The organism is Mesorhizobium waitakense (assembly GCF_056431085.1).
The window spans coordinates 1-22706 of the sequence record NZ_JBWKME010000187.1 but is presented as its reverse complement, the minus strand read 5'-3'; the positions used below and the strand labels follow the sequence as shown (position 1 = coordinate 22706).

Genomic DNA, 22706 nt, shown 5'->3' with positions numbered 1-22706 from the left:
ACGAGCAACCCGGAAAAACAAACAGAAAGGGGAATGATATGACCGACAAAATCACGAACTGGACCAGCGCAGACGATGCCATGGTCGAGAATGCCATTCGGCGGGGCGCAAGCCGCCGCGAACTCCTCAAGATGCTGCTGGCCGGCGGCGCCGCGGTTGCCGCGGGCAGCGTGGTGCTTGGCCGCGCCACCAATGCCGTCGCCGCCACGCCGGTTTCCGGCGGGAGTTTCAAGGCCGCCGGCTGGTCGTCCTCGACCGCCGACACGCTCGACCCGGCCAAGGCGTCGCTGTCGACCGACTATGTCCGCTGCTGCTCGCTCTACAACCGCCTGACTTTCCTCGACAAGGATGGCGTCACGCAGATGGAGCTGGCCGAAAGCTTCGACACCAAGGACGCCAAGACCTGGACGGTCAAGCTGCGCAAGGGCGTCACCTTCCACGATGGCAAGGACCTCACGGCCGACGACGTCGTCTTCTCGATGAAGCGCCATCTCGATCCCGCGGTCGGTTCCAAGGTCGCCAAGATCGCCGCGCAGATGACCGGCTTCAAGGCGGTCGACAAGTCGACCGTTGAAATCACGCTCGCCGATCCGAATGCCGACCTTCCGACCATCATGGCGCTGCACCACTTCATGATCGTCGCGGATGGCACCACCGACTTCTCCAAGGGCAATGGCACCGGCGCCTTCGTGCTGCAAACGTTCGAACCGGGCGTGCGGTCGGTCGTCACCAAGAACAAGAACTACTGGAAATCCGGCAAGCCCTACCTGGATTCGTTCGAATTCATCGCCATCAGCGACGACAGCGCCCGCGTGAACGCCCTGCTTTCCGGTGACGTCAACTTCGCCGCCTCGATCAATCCGCGCGCGATGAAGCTCATCGGCGGCCAGCAGGGCTTCGAACTGTCGAAGACCACCTCGGGCAACTATACGGACCTCAACATCCGGCTCGACATGGATCCGGGCAATAAGGCCGACTTCGTCGCTGGCATGAAATACCTCGTCAACCGCGAGCAGATCGTCAAATCGGCATTGCGCGGCCTCGGCGAAATCGGCAACGACCAGCCTGTCTCGCCGGCGAACATCTTCCACAATGCCGACCTCAAGCCGAAGGCCTTCGACCCGGACAAGGCGAAGTTCCACTTCCAGAAGTCGGGCCTGCTCGGTCAGTCCATCCCCGTGGTCGCCTCCGATGCCGCGACCTCGTCGATCGACATGGCCGTCATCATCCAGGCCGCCGGCGCCGATATCGGCATGAAGCTCGACGTCCAGCGCGTGCCGTCCGACGGCTACTGGGACAATTACTGGCTCAAGGCGCCGATCCATTTCGGCAACATCAATCCACGCCCGACGCCGGACATCCTGTTCTCGCTCCTCTACGCCTCCAACGCGCCCTGGAACGAAAGCCAGTACAAGTCGGAGAAGTTCGACAAGCTGATGATCGAGGCGCGCGGCTCGCTCGACCAGGCCAAGCGCAAGGAAATCTACGGCCAGATGCAGGCCATGGTCTCCGAGGAGGCCGGCACCATCATCCCGGCCTACATTTCCAACGTGGATGCCCTCTCCAGCAAGGTGAAGGGTTTGGAGGCGAACCCGCTCGGTGGCATGATGGGCTACGCAATGGCGGAATATCTCTGGCTCGAAGCCTGAGAGGCGCCTGCCAGGGACCGGACAGCCGGTCCCTGGCACCTATTGCGCGACATGGCTTGGCCGAACGCAACCGCAGGAGCGCTTCAATGACGTCTGGGGTTCTAAACCTCGTGCTGAAGCGACTGGCGATCGCGGTAGTCACGCTTATGATCGTCCTGTTCGCCGTTTTTTTCGCCACCAGCATGCTGCCCGGCGACACCGCGTCGATCCTGCTTGGCCAGGCGGCTACCCCGGAGGCGGTCGCCGGCCTGCGCGAGGCCATGCATCTCAACGATCCGGCAATCCTGCGCTTCCTGCGCTGGCTTCTCGGCCTGCTCCACGGCGATCTCGGCACTTCCTATGCCAACGAGATGCCGGTCGCGGCGCTGATCGGCGGGCGCTTCGTCAACACCATGGAACTCGCCGGAATCACCACGCTGCTCTCGGTGCCCCTGGCGCTGACGCTCGGCATCACCGCCGCAATGTTGCGCGGCTCCCTCTACGACCGCACCGTCACCATTCTTGCGATCGGCGTCATCTCGGTGCCGGAATTCATGGTCGCGACCCTCGCGGTCCTGCTTTTCGCCGTTTATCTCAAATGGCTGCCGGCACTGTCCTCGGTCAATGAGGCGCATACGCTGACCGACCTCGTGCGCATCTATGCCATGCCGGTGATCACGCTGACCTTCGTCATCTCGGCTCAGATGATCCGCATGACCCGCGCCGCGGTGATCGAAACGCTGTCCACGCCTTATGTCGAGATGGCGCTGCTCAAAGGCGCCTCACGTGGCCGCATGGTGCTCAAGCACGCACTTCCCAATGCGCTCGGGCCGATCGTCAACGCGGTTGCGCTGTCGCTGTCCTATCTGGTCGGCGGCGTCATCATCGTGGAGACGATCTTCAATTATCCCGGCATCGCCAAGCTGATGGTCGATGCGGTCGCGACCCGCGACCTGCCGCTGATCCAGAGCTGCGCGATGATCTTCTGCCTCGGCTACCTCCTGCTCATCACGATCGCCGACATCATCGCCATCATGTCCAACCCGAGGCTCAGATGACGATGGCCCGCGTGGCAGCTTCCCGACGGTCCTTCCTGGGCCACAGCTACAATCTCGTGGGCGTCGTCGCCTCGCTGGTCATCCTGGCGTGGACGCTGATCGCCATCTTCGCGCCCACCATCATTCCCCATTCGATCGGCGACATCGTCGACGACGATTATTTCGGCCCGATGCGACAGGGCCTATGGCTCGGCTCGGACTATCTGGGGCGCGACATGCTCTCGCGGGTGCTGATGGGTGCGCGCTACACCGTCGGCATATCGCTCGCCGCCGTCTGTATCGCCTGCTTTTCTGGCGTTGTGCTGGGGATGATCGCGGCCGTCACCGGCGGCTGGCTCGACACCTGCCTCAGCCGCTTCCTGGACGCTATGAACTCCATCCCCAGCAAGCTGTTCGGCCTTGTGGTCGTTGCCGCGGTCGGCTCGTCGATCCCGGCGCTGATCCTGACGCTCGCCGTCATCTACATACCGGGCGCCTACCGCTTCGCGCGGGCGCTCGCCGTCAACATCAACACCATGGACTTCATGACCGTCGCTCGCGTCCGCGGCGAAAGCACCGCCTATCTCATCGGGTCAGAGATCCTGCCCAATATCATGCGCCCGGTGCTGGCCGACTTCGGACTGCGCTTCGTCTTCATCGTGCTCTTGCTTTCGGGCCTGTCCTTCCTCGGGCTCGGCCTGCAGCCGCCGCTCGCCGACTGGGGCGCGCTGGTGCGCGAGAACATAGGCGGCCTGCCCTTCGCGGCTCCCGCTGTCATCGTTCCCTCGCTGGCGATCGCCAGCCTCACCATCAGCGTCAACCTGCTGATCGACAACCTGCCGCAGAAGATCAGGGACAGGGACGCATGACCAATCTCGTCGAGGTCAGGAACCTGAGGATCGAGGCGACGACCGACGCCGGTCGTATTGTCGAGATCATCAGGGGCGTCAGCCTCGATATCGCCGACGGCGAGATCGTTGCCCTGATCGGCGAGAGCGGCTCCGGCAAGACGACGATCGCGCTCTCGCTGATGGGCTATGCGCGGCCTGGCTGCCGGATCACCGGCGGCGAGATCAATGTAAACGGCAAGAACATGGCCGCGCTTACCGAAAAGCAGCGCGCCAAATTGCGCGGCACCGACATCGCCTATGTTCCGCAAAGTGCCGCCGCCTCCTTCAACCCTTCGTCCACCATCATGGAGCAGGTGATCGAGGTTACGCGCATCCACGGGCTGATGCCGCCCGAGCAGGCGCGAAAGCGCGCGGTCGAGCTGTTCCGGGCGTTGTCGCTGCCGGACCCGGAAGGGATCGGCGCCCGTTATCCGCACCAGGTTTCAGGTGGGCAGTTGCAGCGGCTGTCGGCGGCGATGGCGCTGATCGGCGATCCCAAGCTGATGATCTTCGACGAGCCGACGACGGCACTCGACGTGACGACGCAGATCGACGTGCTGAAGGCATTCAAGTCGGTCATGCGTGCCGGTGGGATAGCGGGTGTGTACGTTTCCCACGACCTCGCGGTCGTCGCCCAGATCGCCGATCGCATCGTTGTGCTGAAGGGCGGCGAAGTGCAGGAGGCCGGCACCACTGCCCAGATTCTTTCGGCTGCCCAGCACCCCTACACGCGCGAACTGCTGGCTGCCTTCGAGCCGAAACCGCGGCAAGCACATGCGGACGCGGACGCCGGCACGAAGCCGTTGTTGCGTATAGACAATGTGACCGCCGGCTATGGCTCGGTACGGGCCGACGGAGTGCCGCTTATTCGCGCTGTCAATTCCGTCAGCCTCTTCGTCGAGAAGGGGCGCAATCTTGGCGTCATCGGCGAATCCGGCTGCGGAAAATCGACGCTGGCGCGCGTCATCGCCGGCATCCATCCGGCGTCGGCCGGCGACATCGTTTTCGACGGCAGGCAACTGGAGCGCGCCGCAGGCAAACGCAGCCAGGACCAACTGCGCGAGATGCAGATCGTGTTCCAGTATGCCGATACCGCACTCAATCCGGCCAAGCCTGTGGAGGACATCATCTCCCGGCCGCTGGCCTTCTATCACGGGCTCGACCGGCAGGCGCGCTCGAAGCGCGTCGACGAACTGCTCGACATGGTTCGACTGCCCAGGACGCTGCGCTACCGTCGCCCGTCGGAGCTCTCGGGCGGCCAGAAGCAGCGCGTGAACTTCGCGCGCGCTCTGGCGGCCGGACCCAAGCTCATCATCTGCGACGAAATCACCTCGGCGCTCGACACGGTGGTGGCGGCCGCCGTGATCGAACTGCTCAAGGAGCTGCAGCGCGAGTTGGGCCTTTCCTACATTTTCATCAGCCACGACCTCTCCGTCGTCGAAGCGATCTGCGACGAAATCATGGTCATGTACAATGGCGAGCGGGTGGAGCAGATCACGCCCGACAGACTGAAGGCGCCCACCCACCCCTATTCGAAGCTTCTGTTCTCCTCCGTGCCGAAGCTCGATCCGACGTGGCTCGATGGCCTCGTCCGTGACCCCGAGCTGGTCAGCCGGTACGGTCACCGCTGATGTATGTCGCCCAGAAGTGTGCAGCGGTTCTGGGGCAAGGACAGGCATCAGAGCAAAAACTATAGGCGGCAGAGCCTCACCTTGGAAACAGGCTGGGCAACGGCATATGCGCCTTGACGATGGGAGACTTCAGCACCACGAAGCTGAAACACTTGTCGATGCCGATATCCATGTCGGTGAGCCGCTCCACGATCGCCTGATATTCGGCAATCCCACCCGTGACGAATTTCAAGAGATAGTCGTAGCGGGCGGAAACGCGGTGGCATTCGACGGTCGCCTCAACTTTATCCACGGCGGCAAGGAAACGCGCGAAGTCGATCTGACGATGGTTCTTTAGCGTAATTTCAGTGAAGACGGTGAGCGTCCGTCCCAGCTTGGCGATGTCTATCTGCGCCGAATAACGCACGATATAGCCTTCGGCCTGCAGCTTCTTCACCCGCATCAGACATGGGCTGGGGGAGAGATCGACCAATTCCGCCAGCTCTACATTTGCGATGCGGCCGTTCTTCTGCAGCTCGTACAGAATCTTGATGTCAATTCGATCGAGCTTCATTGGCTAACGTGCTTCCTGTCAGGGCAAATCAGCCTGCCCCAGCCGGCTTTCACCCTGTCTACAATTGCGAGCAGAGCCGGTAGGCCTCATAGATCGACGAATAGATGTCCCTGCTGGCGACTGCGTCTCCAATGCGGTGCAGGACGAATGAACCAGCAGCCTGGGGACCATCGTCCCCTTTCGATACCGTTCCGGTCATGAGTGCTATGTCGGTGACGCCGTTGTTGACGGAGCGGCCCCGCAATTCCTGATAGGCATCCTCCATGGGTACCGTACCGCGCTCGACAATGAGTTGGGCCGCGGTCATTTCCGTTTCCGCACCGGTGAGTTCATGCCGGAACGTGGCGGCGATCCCGTTGCCCTGGCGCGCTGCCTTGACCAGGCGCACATCGCTGACGACGCGGATGCCGCGTTCCGAGGCGCGTTTGCGGAAACTCACCCGGTCCGGATAGGGCGTCTCGACCGCCAGCGTGTCGTCCGCCATGGCCAGGCTGACCACGCGCCCCGGACGTGCAAGATGCAGGGCGCAGGAGACTGCCGCCTGGCGTCCAGTCTCATCGTAGATGAGCACGTCGTCCTTCGCCGGCACGACCCCGGTCAGGACATCCCAGACGCTGTCGCAATGCTCAGCGCCTTCCAGCCGTTCCATATCGGGAACGCCACCGGTGGCGATGATCACCGTGTCCGGTTGCTCGGCAAGGACGATTTCCGCGTCCGCATAGGTGTTGAGATGGACTTCCACGCCCAGGCGAGCGAGCTCGTCGGTACGCCAGTCGACTATGCCGATGAGATCCTTGCGATCGGACGCCGAGGCCGCGACGAGCACCTGCCCACCAAGTCGCGCCCCGGCTTCGAGCAGGCTCACTCTGTGTCCGCGCTCGGCGGCGACCCTTGCCGCTTCCATCCCGCCCGGACCACCGCCGACCACGACCACACGTTTCAGCGTTTCAGCCGGCACGATGGTATGGCTGATGATCGTTTCATGGCCGCTGGCCGGGTTGTGAATGCACTGCACCTTCTTGTACAGGCAGTAGGACGCGCCGACACATGGGCGAATGCGTTCTTCCTCGCCGCGCATCACCTTGTTGACGATATGGGGGTCGGCAATATGCGCCCGGGTCATGCCGACCAGGTCGACGAGGTTCTCGCGGATAGCATGCCGCGCAGTCGCTATGTCCCTGATGCCTGCGGCGTGAATCACGGGCAACCTGGTTTCCCGTTTGAATAGCCCGACCAACGGCAGAAACGGCGCGCTCTGGCTGAACATGCCGGGCATGTTCTGCTCAGCCAGCGATAGGTCGGTGTCCATGCGGCCAAAGATACAGTTGAAGAAGTCGAGATGACCTTCCCGCTCGAACAACCTGGCGAAGGCAAGGCATTCCTCGAAATCCGACCCGTCCTCGACCGCCTCGTCGATCACGAACCGGATGCCGACGGCGAAATCGTCGCCCACCGCGCGGCGGATCGCCTCGTGAACCGTCAGACCGAAGCGCGCGCGGTTTTCGAGTGAACCGCCGAAGCCATCCGTGCGTCTGTTGGTTCTGAGCGAGAGGAATTGACCAATCAGATGGCCGCCGGTGACGGTTTCGACGCCATCCAGACCGCCGTCCAGGCAGCGCCTGGCAGCACTGGCGTAGTCCTTGATGATCCTGTCGATGTCCGTGGTGTCCATCTCCTTCGGAAAATTCCGGTTTCGCGTCTCGCGAACGCGTGACGGCGCCACGGGCGGCAGCCAGTTCCCGGCATAGGCGGTGGCACGCCGGCCAAGGTGTGAGACCTGGCACATGACCGCAGCGCCGCGGCGATGCACTCGCTGCGACAGCGACTGGAGATGAGGCACGATGCGGTCGGTCGAGAGGTCCAACTGACCCCCGCCCCAGCTCGAGTCGGGCGAGGTCATGGCCGAGCCGCCCACCATGGTCATCGCCAGGCCGCCATGCGCTTTCTCCTCATGGTAGCGCTGGTAGCGCTCGAGCGGCAGGCCGCCATCGTCCAGCATCGAGGCATGGCTGGTGCTCACAACACGGTTGCGCAGCGTCAGACCCTTGAGCCGAAACGGCTGAAGCAGAGGATCGCTGGATGTGCTGCCTGCTTGAGATCCCGCTACCTTCACGTTCTGCTCCGCCCCATTCATGACGGTTATACTTGGCCATTTCCGGGATCGCGGAAAGCTTGTAAATTGTTGGGGTCGCTATACGCTGGACGTATGGCTGGCTTTGCTAAACTCGTTCCCTCCGCGCGCGGACTGCTTGTCTTCGAAGCTGCTGTCCGGTCGGGTAGCTTCACGGCCGCGGCGCGCGAGTTCAACGTCACGCAACCATCGATCAGCCGCAGCATTGCGCAGCTCGAGGCCGATTTCGGTGTTCCTCTTTTCACGCGGAGTCCAACGGGATTGGCCCCGACTGCAGAAGGACGTGCCCTCTATTCGGCTGTGCGGGAGGGATTTGACGGCATCGCGGAGGTGATCCGGAGGATCAAGCAGAACAGCGCTGCAAAGCCGGTGGTGACCCTTTCACTTTCGAGTTCTCTGGCAACCTATTGGTTCGTTCCCAGGTTAGGAGCATTCAACACGAGGTTTCCTGACGTCGACCTGAGGTTCGAACTGATCGCGGGCGTTCTGCGAGGACCAGCCGAGAATGTCGACCTTGCCACGAGAATCCTGGCGGATGACGACACCCACTATCACCACTGGGCATTCTCGCCGGAAATCATCGTTCCGGTATGCAGCCCATCCTATTTGTCGGCCCACGGTCGATTGATCCATGCCGGAACCGGGCAAGGTCATGTCCTGCTTCACCTGACCGACGCCAGGGAGCAGTGGCTGGACGCATGGGGCAGTGTGGCGGACCGCAAGACCAGCAGGGCAAAGTGGCTCGAATTCTCGGACTACGCGGTCGTGCTTCAAGCCGCGATGAACGGGGAAGGCGTGGCGCTCGGCTGGCTCAGCAACGTTTCAAGGGCGTTGCTTCAGGGAACCCTTGTCCCGGCCTCGGACAGGCAGATCAAGACAGGGCGGATCCATCAGCTGATTGCACCGCGCTCAAGGCCGGTACGGCCTGTCGTCTCCGACATCCGCGCGTGGATGATCGCCGAGATGCAAGCCGAATTGAAAGCGCTGCACCCGATATTGCGGCCGGACACCTTGTAGCGGGCTGCAGGCGACAAGCGCAGCGCGCTCGCCGTTGACTACCTCGGAAACAGGCTGGGCAGCGGCATGTGCGCCTTGACGATGGGGGACTTCAGCACCACGAAGCTGAAATACTTGTCGATGCCGATATCCATGTCGGTCAGCCGTTCCATGATGGTCTGGTACTCAGCGATGCCGGCGGTCACGAATTTCATCAAATAGTCGTAGCCGCCCGACACGAGGTGGCATTCGATGACCTGGTCAATCTTCTCCACAACAGCGAGAAAGCGGGCGAAGTCCACCTGGCGATGGTTCTTCAAGGTGATTTCGGTGAACACGGTCAGCGTCTGGCCGAGCTTTCCGATATTGACCTGCGCGGAATAGCCTTCGATGTAGCCTTCCGACTGCAATTTCTTCACCCGCATCAGGCACGGGCTAGGCGACAGATGCACCAGATCGGCCAGTTCCACATTGGTGATGCGGCCGTTCTTCTGCAATTCGTGAAGAATTTTGATGTCGATCCGATCCAGTTTCATGGCCGTCTCCGCAGAACGCATGCCACAGCACAAAATGCTGCGTTGCTCATAGGCATTGACACTACCACAGCCCGTTGGCCTGTCCACCCAAGCGGACAGCGCTAAGAAACGCAGCGGCTCCCGATTTCGACAGGGCAGCCGGAATAAAATTCTGCTTCAGCTTCAACTGCGGCAGCGGCTGCCTGCACAACACGGTAGATTGGAGCGTCAAGGCAGAGAGACCATGCACGCACCACTGCAGCAAATCGAGACATCTGGCGAACTGCCGCGGGCCGCGGAAGCGGTGGTGATCGGCGGCGGCATCGTCGGCATCTTCGCGGCCTATTATCTGGCACGGCGCGGCCTGAAGGTCGCGCTTGTCGAAAAGGGCTGGATTGGCGCCGAGCAGTCCTCGAGGAACTGGGGCTGGTGCCGCCAGCAGAACCGCGACGCCCGCGAATTGCCAATGGCGACCCGAAGCCTTGACTTGTGGGACAGCTTCGCGACGGAAAGCGGCCAAGACACCGGCTTCCGCCGCTGCGGCCTGCTCTATCTCAGCAATGACGAGGCGGAACTGGCCGGCTGGGTGCGTTGGCGTGACTTCGCCAGGACGGCCGGTGTCACCACGCACATGCTCGACAGCGCGGACGCCAGCGAGCGGGGCCGAGCCACTGGCCGGACCTGGAAGGGCGGTGTCTTCTCGCCGACCGACGGCACCGCCGATCCGTCGCGGGCTGCGCCCGCGGTCGCCCGGGCCATCCTCAAGCTCGCAAGCTCAGTGCACCAGAATTGCGCCGCGCGTGGCATCGAGACCGAGGGCGGACGCCTGAGCGGCGTGGTCACCGAAAGCGGGACGATCCGGACCAGGGTGGCGGTGCTGGCCGGCGGCGCCTGGGCATCCTCCTTTTGCCGGCAGCTCGGTTTCCGCTTTCCGCAGGCGTCGATCCGCTCCTCCATTCTGTCCGTCTCGCCAGGCGCGGCGGGTCTGCCGGATGCGCTGCACACGGCGGGGATTTCGGCCACGCGTCGTGGCGACGGCGGCTACACGCTCGCCATAAGTGGACGCGGCCGCGTGGACGTGACGCCGCAGCAGCTGCGCTTCTCCTCGCAGTTCCTGCCCATGTTCCTGAAGCGGTGGCGCAGCCTCGCGCCCGGCGGCCTGCAGGGCATGTGCTCGGGCCACGAAACGCTCCGCCGCTGGCGGCTCGACCAGCCGACGCCGATGGAGCGGATGCGCATCCTCGATCCGACCCCGGACCAGGCTACTATCCGCCTGACCCATGCCCGGGCACTCGAACTTCTGCCCGACCTTCGAAAGACCAGGATCAGCGCGACCTGGGCCGGCTACATCGACAGCACACCGGATGGCGTGCCCGCTATCGGCGAGATTGATACCATTCCGGGTTTCTTCCTGGCTGCCGGGTTCTCGGGACACGGCTTCGGCATCGGGCCCGGCGCCGGGCACCTCGTCGCCGATCTGATGACCGGGTCGCAACCGATCGTCGATCCGCAATCCTATGATCCCAGGCGCTTCGACACTTCGGTCTGGGGGAAGGTTGCCGACTTCTAACCCAAAGCTCGGCATGTTCCGGCAGCCCTCCAGAGATCGCTTTGAAACCGCATCAGCCGTCCCGCACAAAAGCGCCGATAGGCGCCGGGCGGACAGGTGCTTGCCCGCGCAACCGGCCGACAGCACCAGGCGTGCAGCCGGTCTGCGCCGCGATGAGCTCGACGGCGGCCAACTGACAATAGCGTCCCTGGCATCGACCCATACCGACGCGCGACAGCGATTTCACCCTGTTCGCTTCGCCGCCGCCGAAATCCACACTTTCGCGTATATCTCCGGCGGTCACGTTCTCGCAGCGGCAGACGATCGCGTCATCGGGGAGTGCCCGCGCCATCGCAGCCGGCCAGGGAAAGGCGCAAGCCAGGCCACGGGCAAAGCGCTCGAGCCGTGCAAGCTCCCGCAGATCGGCCGCGGTGGAGGGCGCTGGAAATCCAAGATCGGCAAGGCACGCCGCTGCCGCCAGACGCCCCGCGATCTCCGCGCCGTCTGCTCCCAGAAGACGAACTCCATCGCCCGCGAGATAGGTTCCGTTGCCAGCGCGCCCCATCTGGTCGGTCTTCGGTAGCCATTGCCGCCACCGATCGTCATAGGTGAAGGCGCATCCCGCCAGGTCGGCCACATGCGTCTCCGCCCGCAGGTGCCAGCCCATGCCTATCGTGTCGCATGGGGTGAGGTGCTGCCTTCCGCCGGCGTCGCGCCAGCGCATCGCTGAGACACCGTTGCCGTCGGCCTCGATCCCTTCGGGCGTCACGCCCGTATGGTAGCGGCCGCCGAGCCGCGCCCGCAGGGCCAGACCGCGCAGCGCCACCAACGGCCGGGCGGCAAGCTTCCAGAGCCCCCGCATCTGCTGGCGCCAGGAAGAGGTGTCCAATACCGCCGCCACATCCGCTCCAGCCTTGACAAGCTGGGCGCCGACCAACGTCAACAAAGGTCCCGATCCGATCAGGACGATCCGCTGCCCCAGCGCCACGCCCTGCGCCTTGAGCGCGATCTGCGCCGCGCCAAGGCTGTAGACGCCGGCGCTCTGCCAGCCGGGGATCGGAGCGACACGGTCGGATGCACCGGTCGCAAGGATCAGGCGGTCATGGAAGATCACCTGCACGCCGCCCTCCCCCAGCACATGCAGCCTACCCTCCTGCACGGCGATGACCGAGCTTCCCGCGCAATGGGTAAGGCGCCTCTCTTCGGCCAGCCGGTCGAAGAGCTGATGCAGTGCGCTGGCCTTCGCCGCCTCCGATCCGTAGAGTTGTTTCGCGGTGCGGGCGAATCCGGCAGGCGGACGGCGATAGATCTGCCCGCCCGCGCGCTGCCCCTCGTCGATCACCACCGGATGGAGCCCGGCCTCGACCAGCATGGCTGCGGCCCTTATGCCGGCAGGGCCAGCGCCGACGATCACGATTCGCGGCAAGGTCTCGCTCACGGCCAGATCTCAGGCGGCGTCGTGCGCAACCGCATGCCTTGCGTGATCAGAGCCGAGCACGCCCGCAGGCGCGGGCCCTCGTCCTGCCACACCCAGCAATCCTGGCAGGCTCCCATCAGGCAGAACCCGGCGCGCCACTCGGGTCCGAACTCGGATTTTCGCAACACGTGGCCTGAAGCCAGCACGGCGGTCAGCACGGTGTCGCCCGCCAACGCACTGCACATCTGCCCGTCGAGATAGAAATGCACCTCTGGCCGGTCGAACTCGGCCAGCCTGACGATGCGGCCGGCGGTGATCATTCCGCCGCCTCTCGCACCGTGCCAGGACGAGGCAGTTCGGGGAAGCGTTCGCAGACAGCATCGAAGGCCGCCTGGACGCCCTCCGGTCCCCAGCGCCCCTTCATGCGGCGGAAGACCTCCGTCTTGGTGAAGAACCTCCAATGGATCGGCAAATCCCCCAGTATGGCAGTGAGCCGGTCATAGGCGTCCGGCGTCCACTGCGCTTCGTAGCCGTCGCGCTCCGGACCGAAATGGAAATGGCCGGCGGCCGGCTCCTGCCGTGCGCGCAGTTGCCCCGTTGCCTGCTCGTCGATCTCGCCGCCGCGGATGACGACGCTATAGTCGTACTCGGCAGCTTTCGTCGAGACGTAGCCGCGCCGCACATCCTGTGCGACCCGCCAGGGTTCGCGTTGACGTGGATCGCCGCGCCCTCCGCCTCCGGCGGAGCGGATCTCGAGCACATCGCCGGGCCGCAGCACAGTGGTGTCAATATTGCCCAGCCGCCGCTCGCGCTCGGTCCCCGGATTGACGACCATGTCCGACAGGCCGGCCGCCTTGCCACCCAGCACGCCCCAGGGACGGAAGAAGCTGCGGTCGCGGTTGCGCGCCGTGATCCTAGAATCGGGGGCAAAGACGCGGAAGGCCATCTCGGTCGCCAGGCCGCCGCGCCAACGCCCCGCACCGCCGCTGTCCCTGGCGAGCCCATATTTCAGGAATTCGACCGGGGTCTCCGTCTCGGTGATCTCGATCGGCGTGTTCTTGAGATAGGCAGCATCCGCGCCTGATCCGTTGGTCCCGTCGCGATGCGGCATCGCACCGCCGCCGCCGACCACGGGGTTCACCGCCGTGATGACGGTCCGGCTGGTGCGCTCGTCCGTGGTCATGACGTTGACGATGCAGTTGTTGCCGGCCGGCGCCGCGGGCAGGCGCTCGGGCATCACCTGCGAGAAGGCACCGAAGATGACCGACCGCAGTCGGGCGCAAGTGAGCGAGCGCATGCCGACAGCGGCGGGATGGACCGGGTTCAGCACCGAACCTTGAGGCGTGATGCAGGTGAACGGCCGGGTCAGGCCGGTGTTGAGCAGGATCTTCGGGTTGAGTGTGTAGAGCACGTAGTAGACGCCCACCAGCAGCATGGTGTGGCGGGGGTCACCGCCCGAAGGTACGTTGAGCGAGGAGCCGAGCTGCGGATCGGAGCCGGTGAAGTCGAGCACCGCCGCATCGCCCTTGATCGTCAGCGTCAGCTTCAGCCGGCACGGATTGGCCTCGACCGAATCCTCGTCGGCGTAATCGGCGAATTCCCATGTGCCGTCGGGCATGGAACGCAGCACGTCGCGCGCCTGCGCTTCCGCCTGGTCGAGAAGCGCGGAAACGCCTTCGATGAAGCCGGCCTTGCCGAACTTCCTCACCATTGCCTGGATCTTGCGCTCGCCGGTGTTGAGCGCCCCGACAAGCGCCTTGATGTCGCCGATGTTGAGGTCGGGCTTGCGCACATTCGTGCTCATGATCCGCAGGATCGTCTCGTCAAAGATGCCCCCATTCACCAGCTTCATCGGCGGAAAGCGGATGCCTTCCTGATGGATTTCAGTCAGCGCCCGGCTGAGCGAAGCCGGCACCGCCCCACCCATGTCGGTGTTGTGGATGTGCCCGCCGGTCCAGGCGACGATGTCGCCGTCGACAAAGACCGGCTTCCACAAATGCGTGTCGGGCGCGTGCGTGGCGACGTAGCCCGAATAGGGATCGTTGGTGAAGGCGACGTCGCCCGGCCGGTAGTCGTCGACCATAGCGATCGCGCGGTGATACGAAAGCCCCGGATACCAGGTGGCACCGAGTTCCATCGGCACGGCGAAAGTCGCGCCTAAACGGTCCATCAGCATCACGGTAAAGTCCTGCGTCTCCTTGACGAAGGCGGAATGCGCGGTGCGGTGCAGCGTGTGGGCCATGTTCTCGGCGGCCGAGCGGGCATGGTTCGCCAGAACCTGAAGGTTTGTGCGGTCAAACATGGCATCACTCCGGGAAGGTCAGCAAAAGGTTGAGATGGCGGTCGACCCAGGCCTGCGCTCCCGCGGGAATGGCGAAGGTGGTGTCCTCCTGAACGACCACGGCAGGCCCGCGGAACGTACTGCCCGGCACGAGTGCCTGCCGGTCGTGGAGGTCGACGGTCTCGACGCTCGCGCCCGTATAGACCGGAAGACGGCGCGCCGGGATGGCCGGAGCGTCGATCTCGTCGGTCTCCGGAAGGGAGAGCTTCGGCCCTGCGCCTATGGCGGACAGCCGGACATTCACAAGTTCGATCTCGCCCTCCGGGTCGTGGAAATCGTAGAGCCGCTCATGGGTGAGATGGAAGGCCTGCTCGATGGCCGCAACATTGCCGTCCGCCAGCCATTCCGGCAGAAGGACGACCTCGATTTCATAACTCTGCCCGACATAGCGCATGTCGCAGGTAAGACTGAGCTCCGCCGCCGCATCGTGCCCCTGCGCCGCGAGCCAATCGCGGCCCTCCCGCGCAAGAGCCTCGAAGGCCTCGCGAATTCCGGCAAGCGACACGCCCGACAGCGGGCTGAAGATGGTGCGAATAAAGTCCCCGCGCAGGTCCGCCACCAGGCCGCCCAGCGCCGACACCACGCCGGGCCGGCGCGGCGCCATGACACGCTTCATCCCGAGTTCACGGGCAAGGAAGGCGCCCAGCATCGGCCCGCCGCCACCGAAAGGCATCAGCGTGAAGTCGCGCAGGTCCACGCCGGCACGCGAGGCGAGCTTCTCGACCTCGACGAACATCTCCGACACCGCGATGTCGAGGATCGCCTGCGCGGTCTGCTCGATGGGGCGGGCGAGCCGGGCGGCAAGCTCGCCGACCGCGCGATGCGCCAGGCCGGTATCGATTCTGAGCTGGCCATAGGCCATCTCGCTGTGACCGAGCCATCCGCACACCACCATGGCGTCCGTCACCGTCGGCCTCTCGCCGCCACGGCCGTAGCAGGCCGGTCCTGGCGTCGAACCGGCCGATTCCGGTCCGACCCGTAGCACCCCCTGCGCATCGACACTGGCGATCGAACCGCCGCCGACGCCGATCGAGCTGACCGATACGGAAGGGATATGGAGCGGAAATTCGCCGATCAACTCGCCGGTGCCGAACTGCGCTTCGCCGCCGATGATAAGCGCGAAGTCGGCCGAGGTGCCGCCGATGTCGAGGGTAAGAACCTTGTCTTCGCCTGCCTGGCGCGCCAGCCACGAGGCGCCGATGACGCCGGAGGCGGTTCCCGACAAAAGCATGTTCACGCAGGCGCGCTTGCCTTCGGCGGCGTTCATCAGCCCGCCATTCGACTTCGTCAGCATGGGGCGGGCAGGTACGCAGTGCTCCTTCAGCCGCTCTTCCAGCGCCGTCAGATAGCCCGCGACGCGCGGATGGACATAGCCGTTGAGGATGGCGGTCGAGCTGCGCTCATATTCGCGGATGACCGGCCAGACCTCGGCCGAGGAGAAGACGAAGAGGTCGGGCGCAAGACGCGCGATCGTCGCCTTCACTGAAGCTTCCTGAGCGGCATTGCGCCAGGCATGGAGGAAGGACACGATGACGCCTTGCACCCCGTTCGCTTTCGCCACCGCCACCGCCCTTTCCACCGCCGCCATGTCCGGCGCCCGGGATTCGCTGCCATCGGCACGCATGCGGGCCGGAATGCCGAAAACCATGTCGCGCGAGATCAGCGGGTCCGGCCGCGCGCAGAACAGCGAATACATGTCCGGCATGCGCAGCCGCGCCAGTTCGATGACGTCCTCGAAGCCGGCATTGGTGAAAAGCGCGAGCGGTGCGCCCTTGCGCTGGATGATGGTGTTGATGCCAACCGTCGTACCGTGCACGAAGCGCGTCATACGGGTAGGATCAAAGCCTTCGCGTTCAGCCAGAAGCGTGAGGCCGGTCATCAGCTCGGCGCCCGGATCTTCCGGCGTCGTCAGCACTTTCAGCGAGGCGACTCGACCGGAGCGGGCTTCCAGCGCGCAGAAATCAATGAATGTGCCGCCGATATCGACGCCGACCTTCCAGTCGGCTTCGTTCCGCGCCTCGTCCATCGCGATGGCACCATCCATGATGTGTCCCTTCCTGTCTGCCAACCAAAGCTGACACGACAGGATGGCCGGGGTCCAAGACGTATGACGAGGAACAATATAAGTCTTGCTTATGCCCTTGCTTTGTCACTGCCCAGCACAACGGAACAGGCCGCACGGATCTGCTCGCGCATCATTTCATCGGCCCGCGAAAGGGCCCGTGTGCGCGACGTGAGCAGCGCGATCGGAAATTCCGGCCCCGCCGCGAGCGGCCGGACGGCAAGCCCGGCAAACTGATGCCAGGGCAGCAATGCGTCGACCAGAGCGACACCCAGGCCGGCCTGGACGAAGCCGACCGCCGAGATGGAGACATCAATCTCGAGCGACGGCGAAAGCGCCACACCTTGCGCGCGGGCAGCGAGAGCCAACTCGTCGGCGGGGCGGGTGTTTCCGCGATAGGATATCAACTCCTCGCCGGCGAGATCGGCGAGGCTCAGCTCGGTTTTCCCGGACAACGCATGCCCGGCGGGCAGCAGGCAGGCGAAGCCGACGCTGCCGATCACCTCCACCCCGATGTCGGGAGGCAGGTGGTCGTCCATGGCCACGCCGAGGCTGGCATCGCCGGCGCGCAGCATGTCGACGATCGCGGCGATCGGCGCGCTATGAGAACGCAGCAATATATTCGGATGCTGCTCCCGAAATCTGGTGAAAGCGCGCGGCAAGATCGCCATGGCCGGCGGCGGCGAGGCCGCGACCCGCACCAGCCCGGTCCGGCCGAGACGCAGATCGGTGGTCTTGCGGCGCAAGCCCTCCAGCCCCGCCGACAGCCTCTCGGCATCGGCGAAGATCTCGAGCGCCTCCGGGGTCGGCCGCAGGCGGCCCTTCACCCGCTCGAACAGCGTGAAGCCGAGTTCATCCTCGGTATGGAGCAGGATCTGGCTGAGCGCAGGCTGGGAGATGTTCAGCATCCGCGCCGCGGCGGTCACGGTGCCCGCGCGCATGACGGCGATGAACACTTCGAGCTGACGGGCACGCATTGCCACTCCATAGGCTAAGCTTATGGCTGTTGTCCAAACCCATCTTTGACGCAATGAAGCGGTGCCGACAAGATCGGCGCCTTCAGGGATTGTCCGCTCCGCGCTAGATTAAGATGACATTTGGTCGAATAGCCATCATCTAGCTCTTTGTTGGAGCATGATCTTCCCGAAAACCGGTTCCCACTTTTCGGGATCATACTCTAGGGAATAACCATGGATGTGATCGTGCTGGGCGGCGGACTGATGGGGACGGCTTCGACCTATTTCCTCGCCCGGCGCGGCGCGCGCGTGACGCTGATCGAGCGCAATCGGGTGGGTACCGGAGCGACAGTCGCCTCCTTCGGCAACATCCGGCGCACGGGACGCCATCTGTCCCAGCTTCCACTGGCCCACCGCTCGCTCCGACTGTGGGGCGAAGCAGAAAAGATGCTTGGCCGCGACGTCGAGTTCCGCGCCACCGGTCATGTCCGGCTGATCTTCGATGAAGGAAGCCTTGCCGACATGCGGGCCTATGCCCAAGCCGCGCAGCCCTGGGGCCTCGAGCTCGAAGAACTCGGCCCACGCGAGATTAGCGCCCGCTTTCCCGGCCTCGGCCCCGACGCGATCGCCGCGTCATTCTCTGCGCATGACGGCAGCGGCAATCCACGGCTGATCGCGCCGGCCTTTGCCGCAGCGGCCCGCAAACTGGGGGCGCAAATCATCGAGGGAGCTGAGGTCGAGAAGATCACCTATACGGGCTCCGGTTTCCTTGTCACCAGTTCGAAGGGCACATTCGCCTCCGAGTGCCTGCTCAACACCGCCGGAGCCTGGGGCGCGCGCATCGCCGCTGGGTTCGGCGAAGAAGTCCCGCTCGACGCCCGCGGTCCGCAAATGGGCGTGACCGAACCGCTGCCGCATCGGATCAAGCCGGTGGTCGGCATCTGGACGCGCGACAAAGACCATGGCGCCTATCTACGCCAGGTCGAACGGGGCAATATCATCTTCGGCGGCGCGGCCGAAAGGGTCGCAGTGGACCTCGACCCTGGCCACGCGGCCGCCGACCCCATGCGCCTCCCGATGCAATTGCGCGCCGTCGCGCGGCTGCTGCCGGCAATCGCGCGGGTCTCCGTCATCCGCACGTGGTCCGGCTGCGAGGGCTATGTCAGGGACATGCTGCCGGTCATGGGACGCTCGGCGACGACACCAGGCCTGTTCCACGCCTTCGGCTTCAGCGGACATGGCTTCCAGCTCGGTCCGGGCGTGGGCGACGCCATGGCCGAATTCATGACGACTGGCCGTTGCGAAACGCCACTCGACGATTTCAGGATCGATCGCTTCAGCCGCAGAGCCCAACGAGCGAATCGATCGCGATTGGCGTCCCCCAAGGACACCAGCAATGACCGTTTCTAGAAAACGCCCAGAGCGTACCGCAACGGCCGATATGAGGCGTAAAGCTGCCATAGATGATGCGATCGGCGAGTGGCAGGCTGGTTACTTGAACTGATTTAGCGACCAGCTTCTTAAGTTGTTGATAAATAACAATTATGTTAGTCGTCGGCGACGGCAAAATCGGTGGCAAACTATCTTCCGCTCCAGCGGAAATGTCGTTCTCACGTCGGCACAGTTGCCGCTTTCCCGCGGCCGCTGTGTTTGAAGCGACGCTCCGGTTGGCGATTGCGACGAGGACGACGGTTGGGATCAAGCCGGCCGCAGAATGTCGAGAACCCGAGACGCTTCAGTACTGTCTCTGAAATAGTGGGGCGAGAAGCGGATTGCATCATTCCTGACACTGCATCTCACCCCTTCATCGCTGAGCCGCTCGAACAGGATTTCGGTCCGGACATTGCGACTTCGCAGCAACACGATCCCGGACTGCGAAGCCTGCGGCCAATCGCTCACGACTTCAAAACCGCCACGCCAATGGAGCTGACAGTCGCCCTCATAGAACGCGGGCAAGGAATTCCCTCGTACGTCCTGATTTTGGGTTAGCGATTATCTCCCTAGGATTGCCCGCCTCCATAACGACGCCTCCATCCATGAATGAATTGGTCGGCGACCTCCCGCGCAAAACCGATCTCGTGCGTTACCACGACCATGGTGATGCCTTCTTCGGCGAGGTCCTTCATGACTTCCAGGACCTCGCCGACGAGTTCCGGATCGAGCGCGGACGTCGGCTCATCGAATTTCGCTGAAACGCGACAACGGTCGCTCTAATTCAGCTGTGGCTATGACTGGCTCGATTCGATGTCCTTCAAATGCGTAAAAACGCTTCGAGGTTCTTCACACGAGAGGGGGTTCGATTCCATATCGTGGGTCATTCTCAAAAAATACAACAAAAACAATGAGATAGGCGGAGGTTTTGGTGGGCCCGGAGGACGTAACGAGAACCTTGATTTAATTGACTTTTTCGTGGGCCAAAATTAAAAGTCTTCCCGTATAGTTCCGTATCGTCCCGCCACCAATGGCACGACAATCCTGGTGCACAATGATCTCGCTTCCGATGCCCCGGCATCCGTCAGAAAACGGACGCAGGGAGTTGCACTTCAACGACATAGTGCACCGGCAAGTACCACTGCTCTGAGCGAGACGGTGAAGGTAAAGGCGACGAGCACGCAAGTCTGACGACAACGCGGTACGATCCCGTCTGCCGCTGTCCGACGAGCGCTCCTAGCTAGTGGGGTCCTTCGCGATCGTACTGCTACTTTCCCGCGCGAGAGCCCCTCCCCTGCTGATGCTTTTGGCTGTTAACCGTACCTCTTTTTGGATGTTGACGCTTACTCTTCGTTAGCGTTAAGACTGTGCTAATATAAGCATCAACTAAGAAGATCCTGACTGGCAATCAGGGAATGGGCGACGCCATAGGGGCTAAAGGGGAACGCAGCGCGGCCAGGAAAACTCGCCGCAGCTGCCATCGTCGAGACAAGACCCGTTGTGGACGGCCATGTTGATGCATGGCTGATCGCGGGATTGCGACGACGCCTGCGCATCTTATGGATTGTGCGCTGCCAATAGACGTCGGTCAAAACCAGCATGTTGATCGTTCAACAGGTTTAAATGGAGAGTAGATAGCCGCCGGATACGGCACTCAAATAGATGATGGGGCATCTGTTTTTGTGCTGGCGCAAGAGTGAAAAAGGGGTGGGGTTTAATGGCTTCTTGTCAAAGCACAGATGCCAACGCAACTGCGACATCGTTTCCAAATACTCCGCTAACCGGCGACGATCCCTGCGGCCTTGCCGAAAATACGACGATCTTCACTTCCACGCCGCAGGCCGCTGTTTCTCTCGATCCGTTGAGCAATGATTCAGCCGGGATCGGACTTTGCCCTATCGATGATTGGTTTCCAGCCTCGGCCGACACAAAGAGACCCGTGGGCGCCGATTGTAAGGTTTCAGCCGACATCAGGTATTCGGCGGGCTCGCCAGCATGGGCCTTTGGTGTCGGTACAAATGTCATTGCTCTGAACGCGAACTCATTGGTCCTGGCGCTCTCGCCCGGGAGCAACCCGTTTGTTGGCGAAGGCGAACTTGCTTGCACAGCTTCACAATTTTTGAGCGACCGCGCCACAGGCGAGCGGTCGACGTCGGCAGTTCTTGGCCGACAAGAACAACGAGCGAAATAGGGGTTAGGACATGGCAACGACCATTGGCACGATCGGCAACGACAATCTGGTCGGCGGTAGCGGAGACGACGTGCTTTTGGGGGGCGCTGGAAGCGATCGCCTGAATGGCGGGTCAGGCGCCGATACGCTCGATGGAGGTAGTGGTTTCGATACGGTCTTGGGCGGATCTGGAGCGGACACGCTTATCTATCGAGCGTGGGAAAATCAGTACAAGATTGGCAGCCAATTCTACGGCACCGGGATAACGGCCGGACAAACAGCTTTTTCTGGCTACGACGTCTACGACGGCGGCAATGGCAATGCTGCCAAAGGCACTGCCGAGATCGATACGCTCCTTATCTATCTAAGCAATGACCAACTCGCCAATGCGTCCTTTATGGCGGCGTTTAACGGTGAAATTGCTCAGTTTCGTGCCTTTATTGCCGCAAACTCGAACTTGAATACGGGCCAGGCAGGTCAAGCAGAATTTACATTCACTTCGATCAATCTCAAGGTCTCCGCGATCGAGCAGGTCTCAGTCAGTCTCGATCCAACTTCGCCCGTCGGCTTCAACGATACTAACGCTGCCGACCAGGTGCGCGAGGCCGGCGTCGGCCCTGGGAATGCCCTCCTTGCCGGTGACGTCGCAGCGGCAGGTAATGTGCTGACCAATGACACGGATTCCGACGACGGCCAGGCGTCGCTGGTCGTGTCGGCGGTCCGGACAGGTACGGAATCCGGATCAGGAAGTGTTGGCACGGTCGGATCTGCGTTGGTGGGCACCTATGGCTCACTGACCTTGAATGCGAACGGAACCTATAGCTACGCGCTGAGCAACAGCGATGGGGACACCAACGCGCTGGCCGATGGGGTCACTGTCACCGAGGTGTTTACATACACCGTCCGTGACCCGCACGGGCTTACGGATACTGCGCAGCTGACCATCACCGTCACCGGGACCAACGACGGCCCGATCGCCGTCGCCGACACCAATGTTGGCGATGCGGTCACCGAGGCCGGCGTCAACCCCGGCAACACACCGTTCGCCGGCGACGCCTCTGCCATCGGCAACGTGCTGACCAACGACACCGACGTCGACAGTGGCGACAGCAAGACAGTTTCGGCCGTCAACGGCGGCGCCGGCAATGTGGGCTTGGCAGTGGTTGGGACCTACGGCTCGGTCACTATCGGGTCGAACGGCAGCTACACCTATACGCTCAACAACGCCGATACCGACACCAATGCGCTGGCTCAGGGCGCCACGGCGACGGATCAGTTTACCTACACGGTCAAGGATGCCAATGGGGCTACCTCTTCGACCACGCTCACCATCACCATCACCGGCACCAACGACGCGCCGACCATCACCTCGGCCACGCAGGCCGGCTCGGTCACCGAG

At 63.2% G+C, this 22706-nt stretch carries 16 protein-coding genes and 1 pseudogene; 8 read left to right on the top strand and 9 right to left on the bottom strand.

The features are described from left to right. Positions 1-38: 38 nt before the first annotated feature. From AC07FD_RS33745 to AC07FD_RS33730, 4 genes are all read left to right on the top strand, one after another. A complete protein-coding gene (locus AC07FD_RS33745) occupies positions 39-1649 on the top strand; it encodes an ABC transporter substrate-binding protein (RefSeq protein WP_478353327.1) in 1611 nt (536 codons plus the stop codon). A gap of 86 nt (positions 1650-1735) precedes the next feature. Continuing rightward, on the top strand, positions 1736-2686 hold the full coding sequence (locus AC07FD_RS33740) for an ABC transporter permease (protein ID WP_478353326.1): 951 nt from the start codon (positions 1736-1738) through the stop codon (positions 2684-2686). Next, the gene (locus tag AC07FD_RS33735) at positions 2683-3534 is read left to right on the top strand and encodes an ABC transporter permease (protein WP_478353325.1); all 852 of its coding nucleotides are present in this window, start codon (positions 2683-2685) and stop codon (positions 3532-3534) included. The genes AC07FD_RS33740 and AC07FD_RS33735 overlap by 4 nt, the downstream gene beginning before the upstream one ends. Then, a complete protein-coding gene (locus tag AC07FD_RS33730; protein ID WP_478353324.1) occupies positions 3531-5186 on the top strand; it encodes an ABC transporter ATP-binding protein in 1656 nt (551 codons plus the stop codon). Before AC07FD_RS33735 ends, AC07FD_RS33730 begins: the two co-directional genes overlap by 4 nt. Positions 5187-5262: 76 nt before the next feature. Here AC07FD_RS33730 and AC07FD_RS33725 read toward each other — a convergent pair whose 3' ends face one another. Further along, positions 5263-5739 (bottom strand): Lrp/AsnC family transcriptional regulator, encoded by a 477-nt coding sequence (locus AC07FD_RS33725; RefSeq protein WP_478353323.1) that lies wholly within the window; start codon positions 5737-5739, stop codon positions 5263-5265. Between the two features lie 58 nt (positions 5740-5797). Beyond that, positions 5798-7873 (bottom strand): oxidoreductase, encoded by a 2076-nt coding sequence (locus AC07FD_RS33720; RefSeq protein WP_478353322.1) that lies wholly within the window; start codon positions 7871-7873, stop codon positions 5798-5800. Here AC07FD_RS33720 and AC07FD_RS33715 point away from each other — a divergent pair. After that, positions 7832-8887: a LysR substrate-binding domain-containing protein gene (locus tag AC07FD_RS33715; protein ID WP_478353321.1), complete on the top strand. Its 1056-nt coding sequence runs from the start codon at positions 7832-7834 to the stop codon at positions 8885-8887. The genes AC07FD_RS33720 and AC07FD_RS33715 overlap by 42 nt on opposite strands. A 38-nt stretch (positions 8888-8925) precedes the next feature. Here AC07FD_RS33715 and AC07FD_RS33710 read toward each other — a convergent pair whose 3' ends face one another. Continuing rightward, positions 8926-9402 (bottom strand): Lrp/AsnC family transcriptional regulator, encoded by a 477-nt coding sequence (locus AC07FD_RS33710; protein WP_038644676.1) that lies wholly within the window; start codon positions 9400-9402, stop codon positions 8926-8928. Positions 9403-9625: 223 nt separating this feature from the next. Here AC07FD_RS33710 and AC07FD_RS33705 point away from each other — a divergent pair, with 223 nt between their 5' ends. Next, complete coding sequence (locus AC07FD_RS33705) at positions 9626-10951, top strand: NAD(P)/FAD-dependent oxidoreductase (protein ID WP_478353320.1); 1326 nt, start codon at positions 9626-9628, stop codon at positions 10949-10951. 52 nt (positions 10952-11003) lie between these two features. Here the strand turns inward: AC07FD_RS33705 and AC07FD_RS33700 are convergent, their stop codons facing one another. The 5 genes from AC07FD_RS33700 to AC07FD_RS33680 all read right to left on the bottom strand — a co-directional run bounded on the left by AC07FD_RS33700 (position 11004) and on the right by AC07FD_RS33680 (position 17727). Beyond that, positions 11004-12368 carry an FAD/NAD(P)-dependent oxidoreductase gene (locus AC07FD_RS33700; protein WP_478353319.1) on the bottom strand — a complete coding sequence of 455 codons (1365 nt, stop codon included), beginning with the start codon at positions 12366-12368 and terminating at the stop codon, positions 11004-11006. Then, positions 12365-12667: a (2Fe-2S)-binding protein gene (locus AC07FD_RS33695; RefSeq protein ID WP_478353318.1), complete on the bottom strand. Its 303-nt coding sequence runs from the start codon at positions 12665-12667 to the stop codon at positions 12365-12367. Before AC07FD_RS33695 ends, AC07FD_RS33700 begins: the two co-directional genes overlap by 4 nt. After that, a complete protein-coding gene (locus AC07FD_RS33690) occupies positions 12664-14649 on the bottom strand; it encodes a hydantoinase B/oxoprolinase family protein (RefSeq protein WP_478353317.1) in 1986 nt (661 codons plus the stop codon). Before AC07FD_RS33690 ends, AC07FD_RS33695 begins: the two co-directional genes overlap by 4 nt. A gap of 4 nt (positions 14650-14653) precedes the next feature. Beyond that, positions 14654-16732: a hydantoinase/oxoprolinase family protein gene (locus AC07FD_RS33685; RefSeq protein WP_478353316.1), complete on the bottom strand. Its 2079-nt coding sequence runs from the start codon at positions 16730-16732 to the stop codon at positions 14654-14656. An 89-nt stretch (positions 16733-16821) separates the two neighbouring features. Continuing rightward, positions 16822-17727 (bottom strand): LysR substrate-binding domain-containing protein, encoded by a 906-nt coding sequence (locus tag AC07FD_RS33680; RefSeq protein WP_478353315.1) that lies wholly within the window; start codon positions 17725-17727, stop codon positions 16822-16824. A gap of 213 nt (positions 17728-17940) precedes the next feature. Between AC07FD_RS33680 and AC07FD_RS33675 the strand changes: the two genes are divergently transcribed. After that, positions 17941-19116 (top strand): NAD(P)/FAD-dependent oxidoreductase, encoded by a 1176-nt coding sequence (locus tag AC07FD_RS33675; RefSeq protein ID WP_478353314.1) that lies wholly within the window; start codon positions 17941-17943, stop codon positions 19114-19116. A gap of 529 nt (positions 19117-19645) precedes the next feature. Here AC07FD_RS33675 and AC07FD_RS33670 read toward each other — a convergent pair. Further along, a pseudogene (locus AC07FD_RS33670) lies at positions 19646-19889 on the bottom strand (ectoine/hydroxyectoine ABC transporter ATP-binding protein EhuA); the annotation flags it as partial. Positions 19890-21338: 1449 nt separating this feature from the next. On the opposite strand from AC07FD_RS33670, the gene AC07FD_RS33665 reads away from it, so the two are divergent. Beyond that, on the top strand, positions 21339-22706 hold a 1368-nt coding region (locus AC07FD_RS33665; RefSeq protein WP_478353313.1), incomplete at its 3' end, for a VCBS domain-containing protein.

What these genes read in the sequence shown, in the direction of transcription:
- AC07FD_RS33710 (WP_038644676.1), bottom strand. Translation starts at nt 9,402, where the DNA reads ATGAAACTGGATCGGATCGACATCAAAATTCTTCACGAATTGCAGAAG.
- AC07FD_RS33740 (WP_478353326.1), top strand. Translation starts at nt 1,736, where the DNA reads ATGACGTCTGGGGTTCTAAACCTCGTGCTGAAGCGACTGGCGATCGCG.
- AC07FD_RS33730 (WP_478353324.1), top strand. Translation starts at nt 3,531, where the DNA reads ATGACCAATCTCGTCGAGGTCAGGAACCTGAGGATCGAGGCGACGACC.
- AC07FD_RS33675 (WP_478353314.1), top strand. Translation starts at nt 17,941, where the DNA reads ATGGATGTGATCGTGCTGGGCGGCGGACTGATGGGGACGGCTTCGACC.
- AC07FD_RS33695 (WP_478353318.1), bottom strand. Translation starts at nt 12,667, where the DNA reads ATGATCACCGCCGGCCGCATCGTCAGGCTGGCCGAGTTCGACCGGCCA.
- AC07FD_RS33720 (WP_478353322.1), bottom strand. Translation starts at nt 7,873, where the DNA reads ATGAATGGGGCGGAGCAGAACGTGAAGGTAGCGGGATCTCAAGCAGGC.
- AC07FD_RS33690 (WP_478353317.1), bottom strand. Translation starts at nt 14,649, where the DNA reads ATGTTTGACCGCACAAACCTTCAGGTTCTGGCGAACCATGCCCGCTCG.
- AC07FD_RS33680 (WP_478353315.1), bottom strand. Translation starts at nt 17,727, where the DNA reads ATGCGTGCCCGTCAGCTCGAAGTGTTCATCGCCGTCATGCGCGCGGGC.
- AC07FD_RS33735 (WP_478353325.1), top strand. Translation starts at nt 2,683, where the DNA reads ATGACGATGGCCCGCGTGGCAGCTTCCCGACGGTCCTTCCTGGGCCAC.
- AC07FD_RS33745 (WP_478353327.1), top strand. Translation starts at nt 39, where the DNA reads ATGACCGACAAAATCACGAACTGGACCAGCGCAGACGATGCCATGGTC.
- AC07FD_RS33705 (WP_478353320.1), top strand. Translation starts at nt 9,626, where the DNA reads ATGCACGCACCACTGCAGCAAATCGAGACATCTGGCGAACTGCCGCGG.
- AC07FD_RS33725 (WP_478353323.1), bottom strand. Translation starts at nt 5,739, where the DNA reads ATGAAGCTCGATCGAATTGACATCAAGATTCTGTACGAGCTGCAGAAG.
- AC07FD_RS33685 (WP_478353316.1), bottom strand. Translation starts at nt 16,732, where the DNA reads ATGGATGGTGCCATCGCGATGGACGAGGCGCGGAACGAAGCCGACTGG.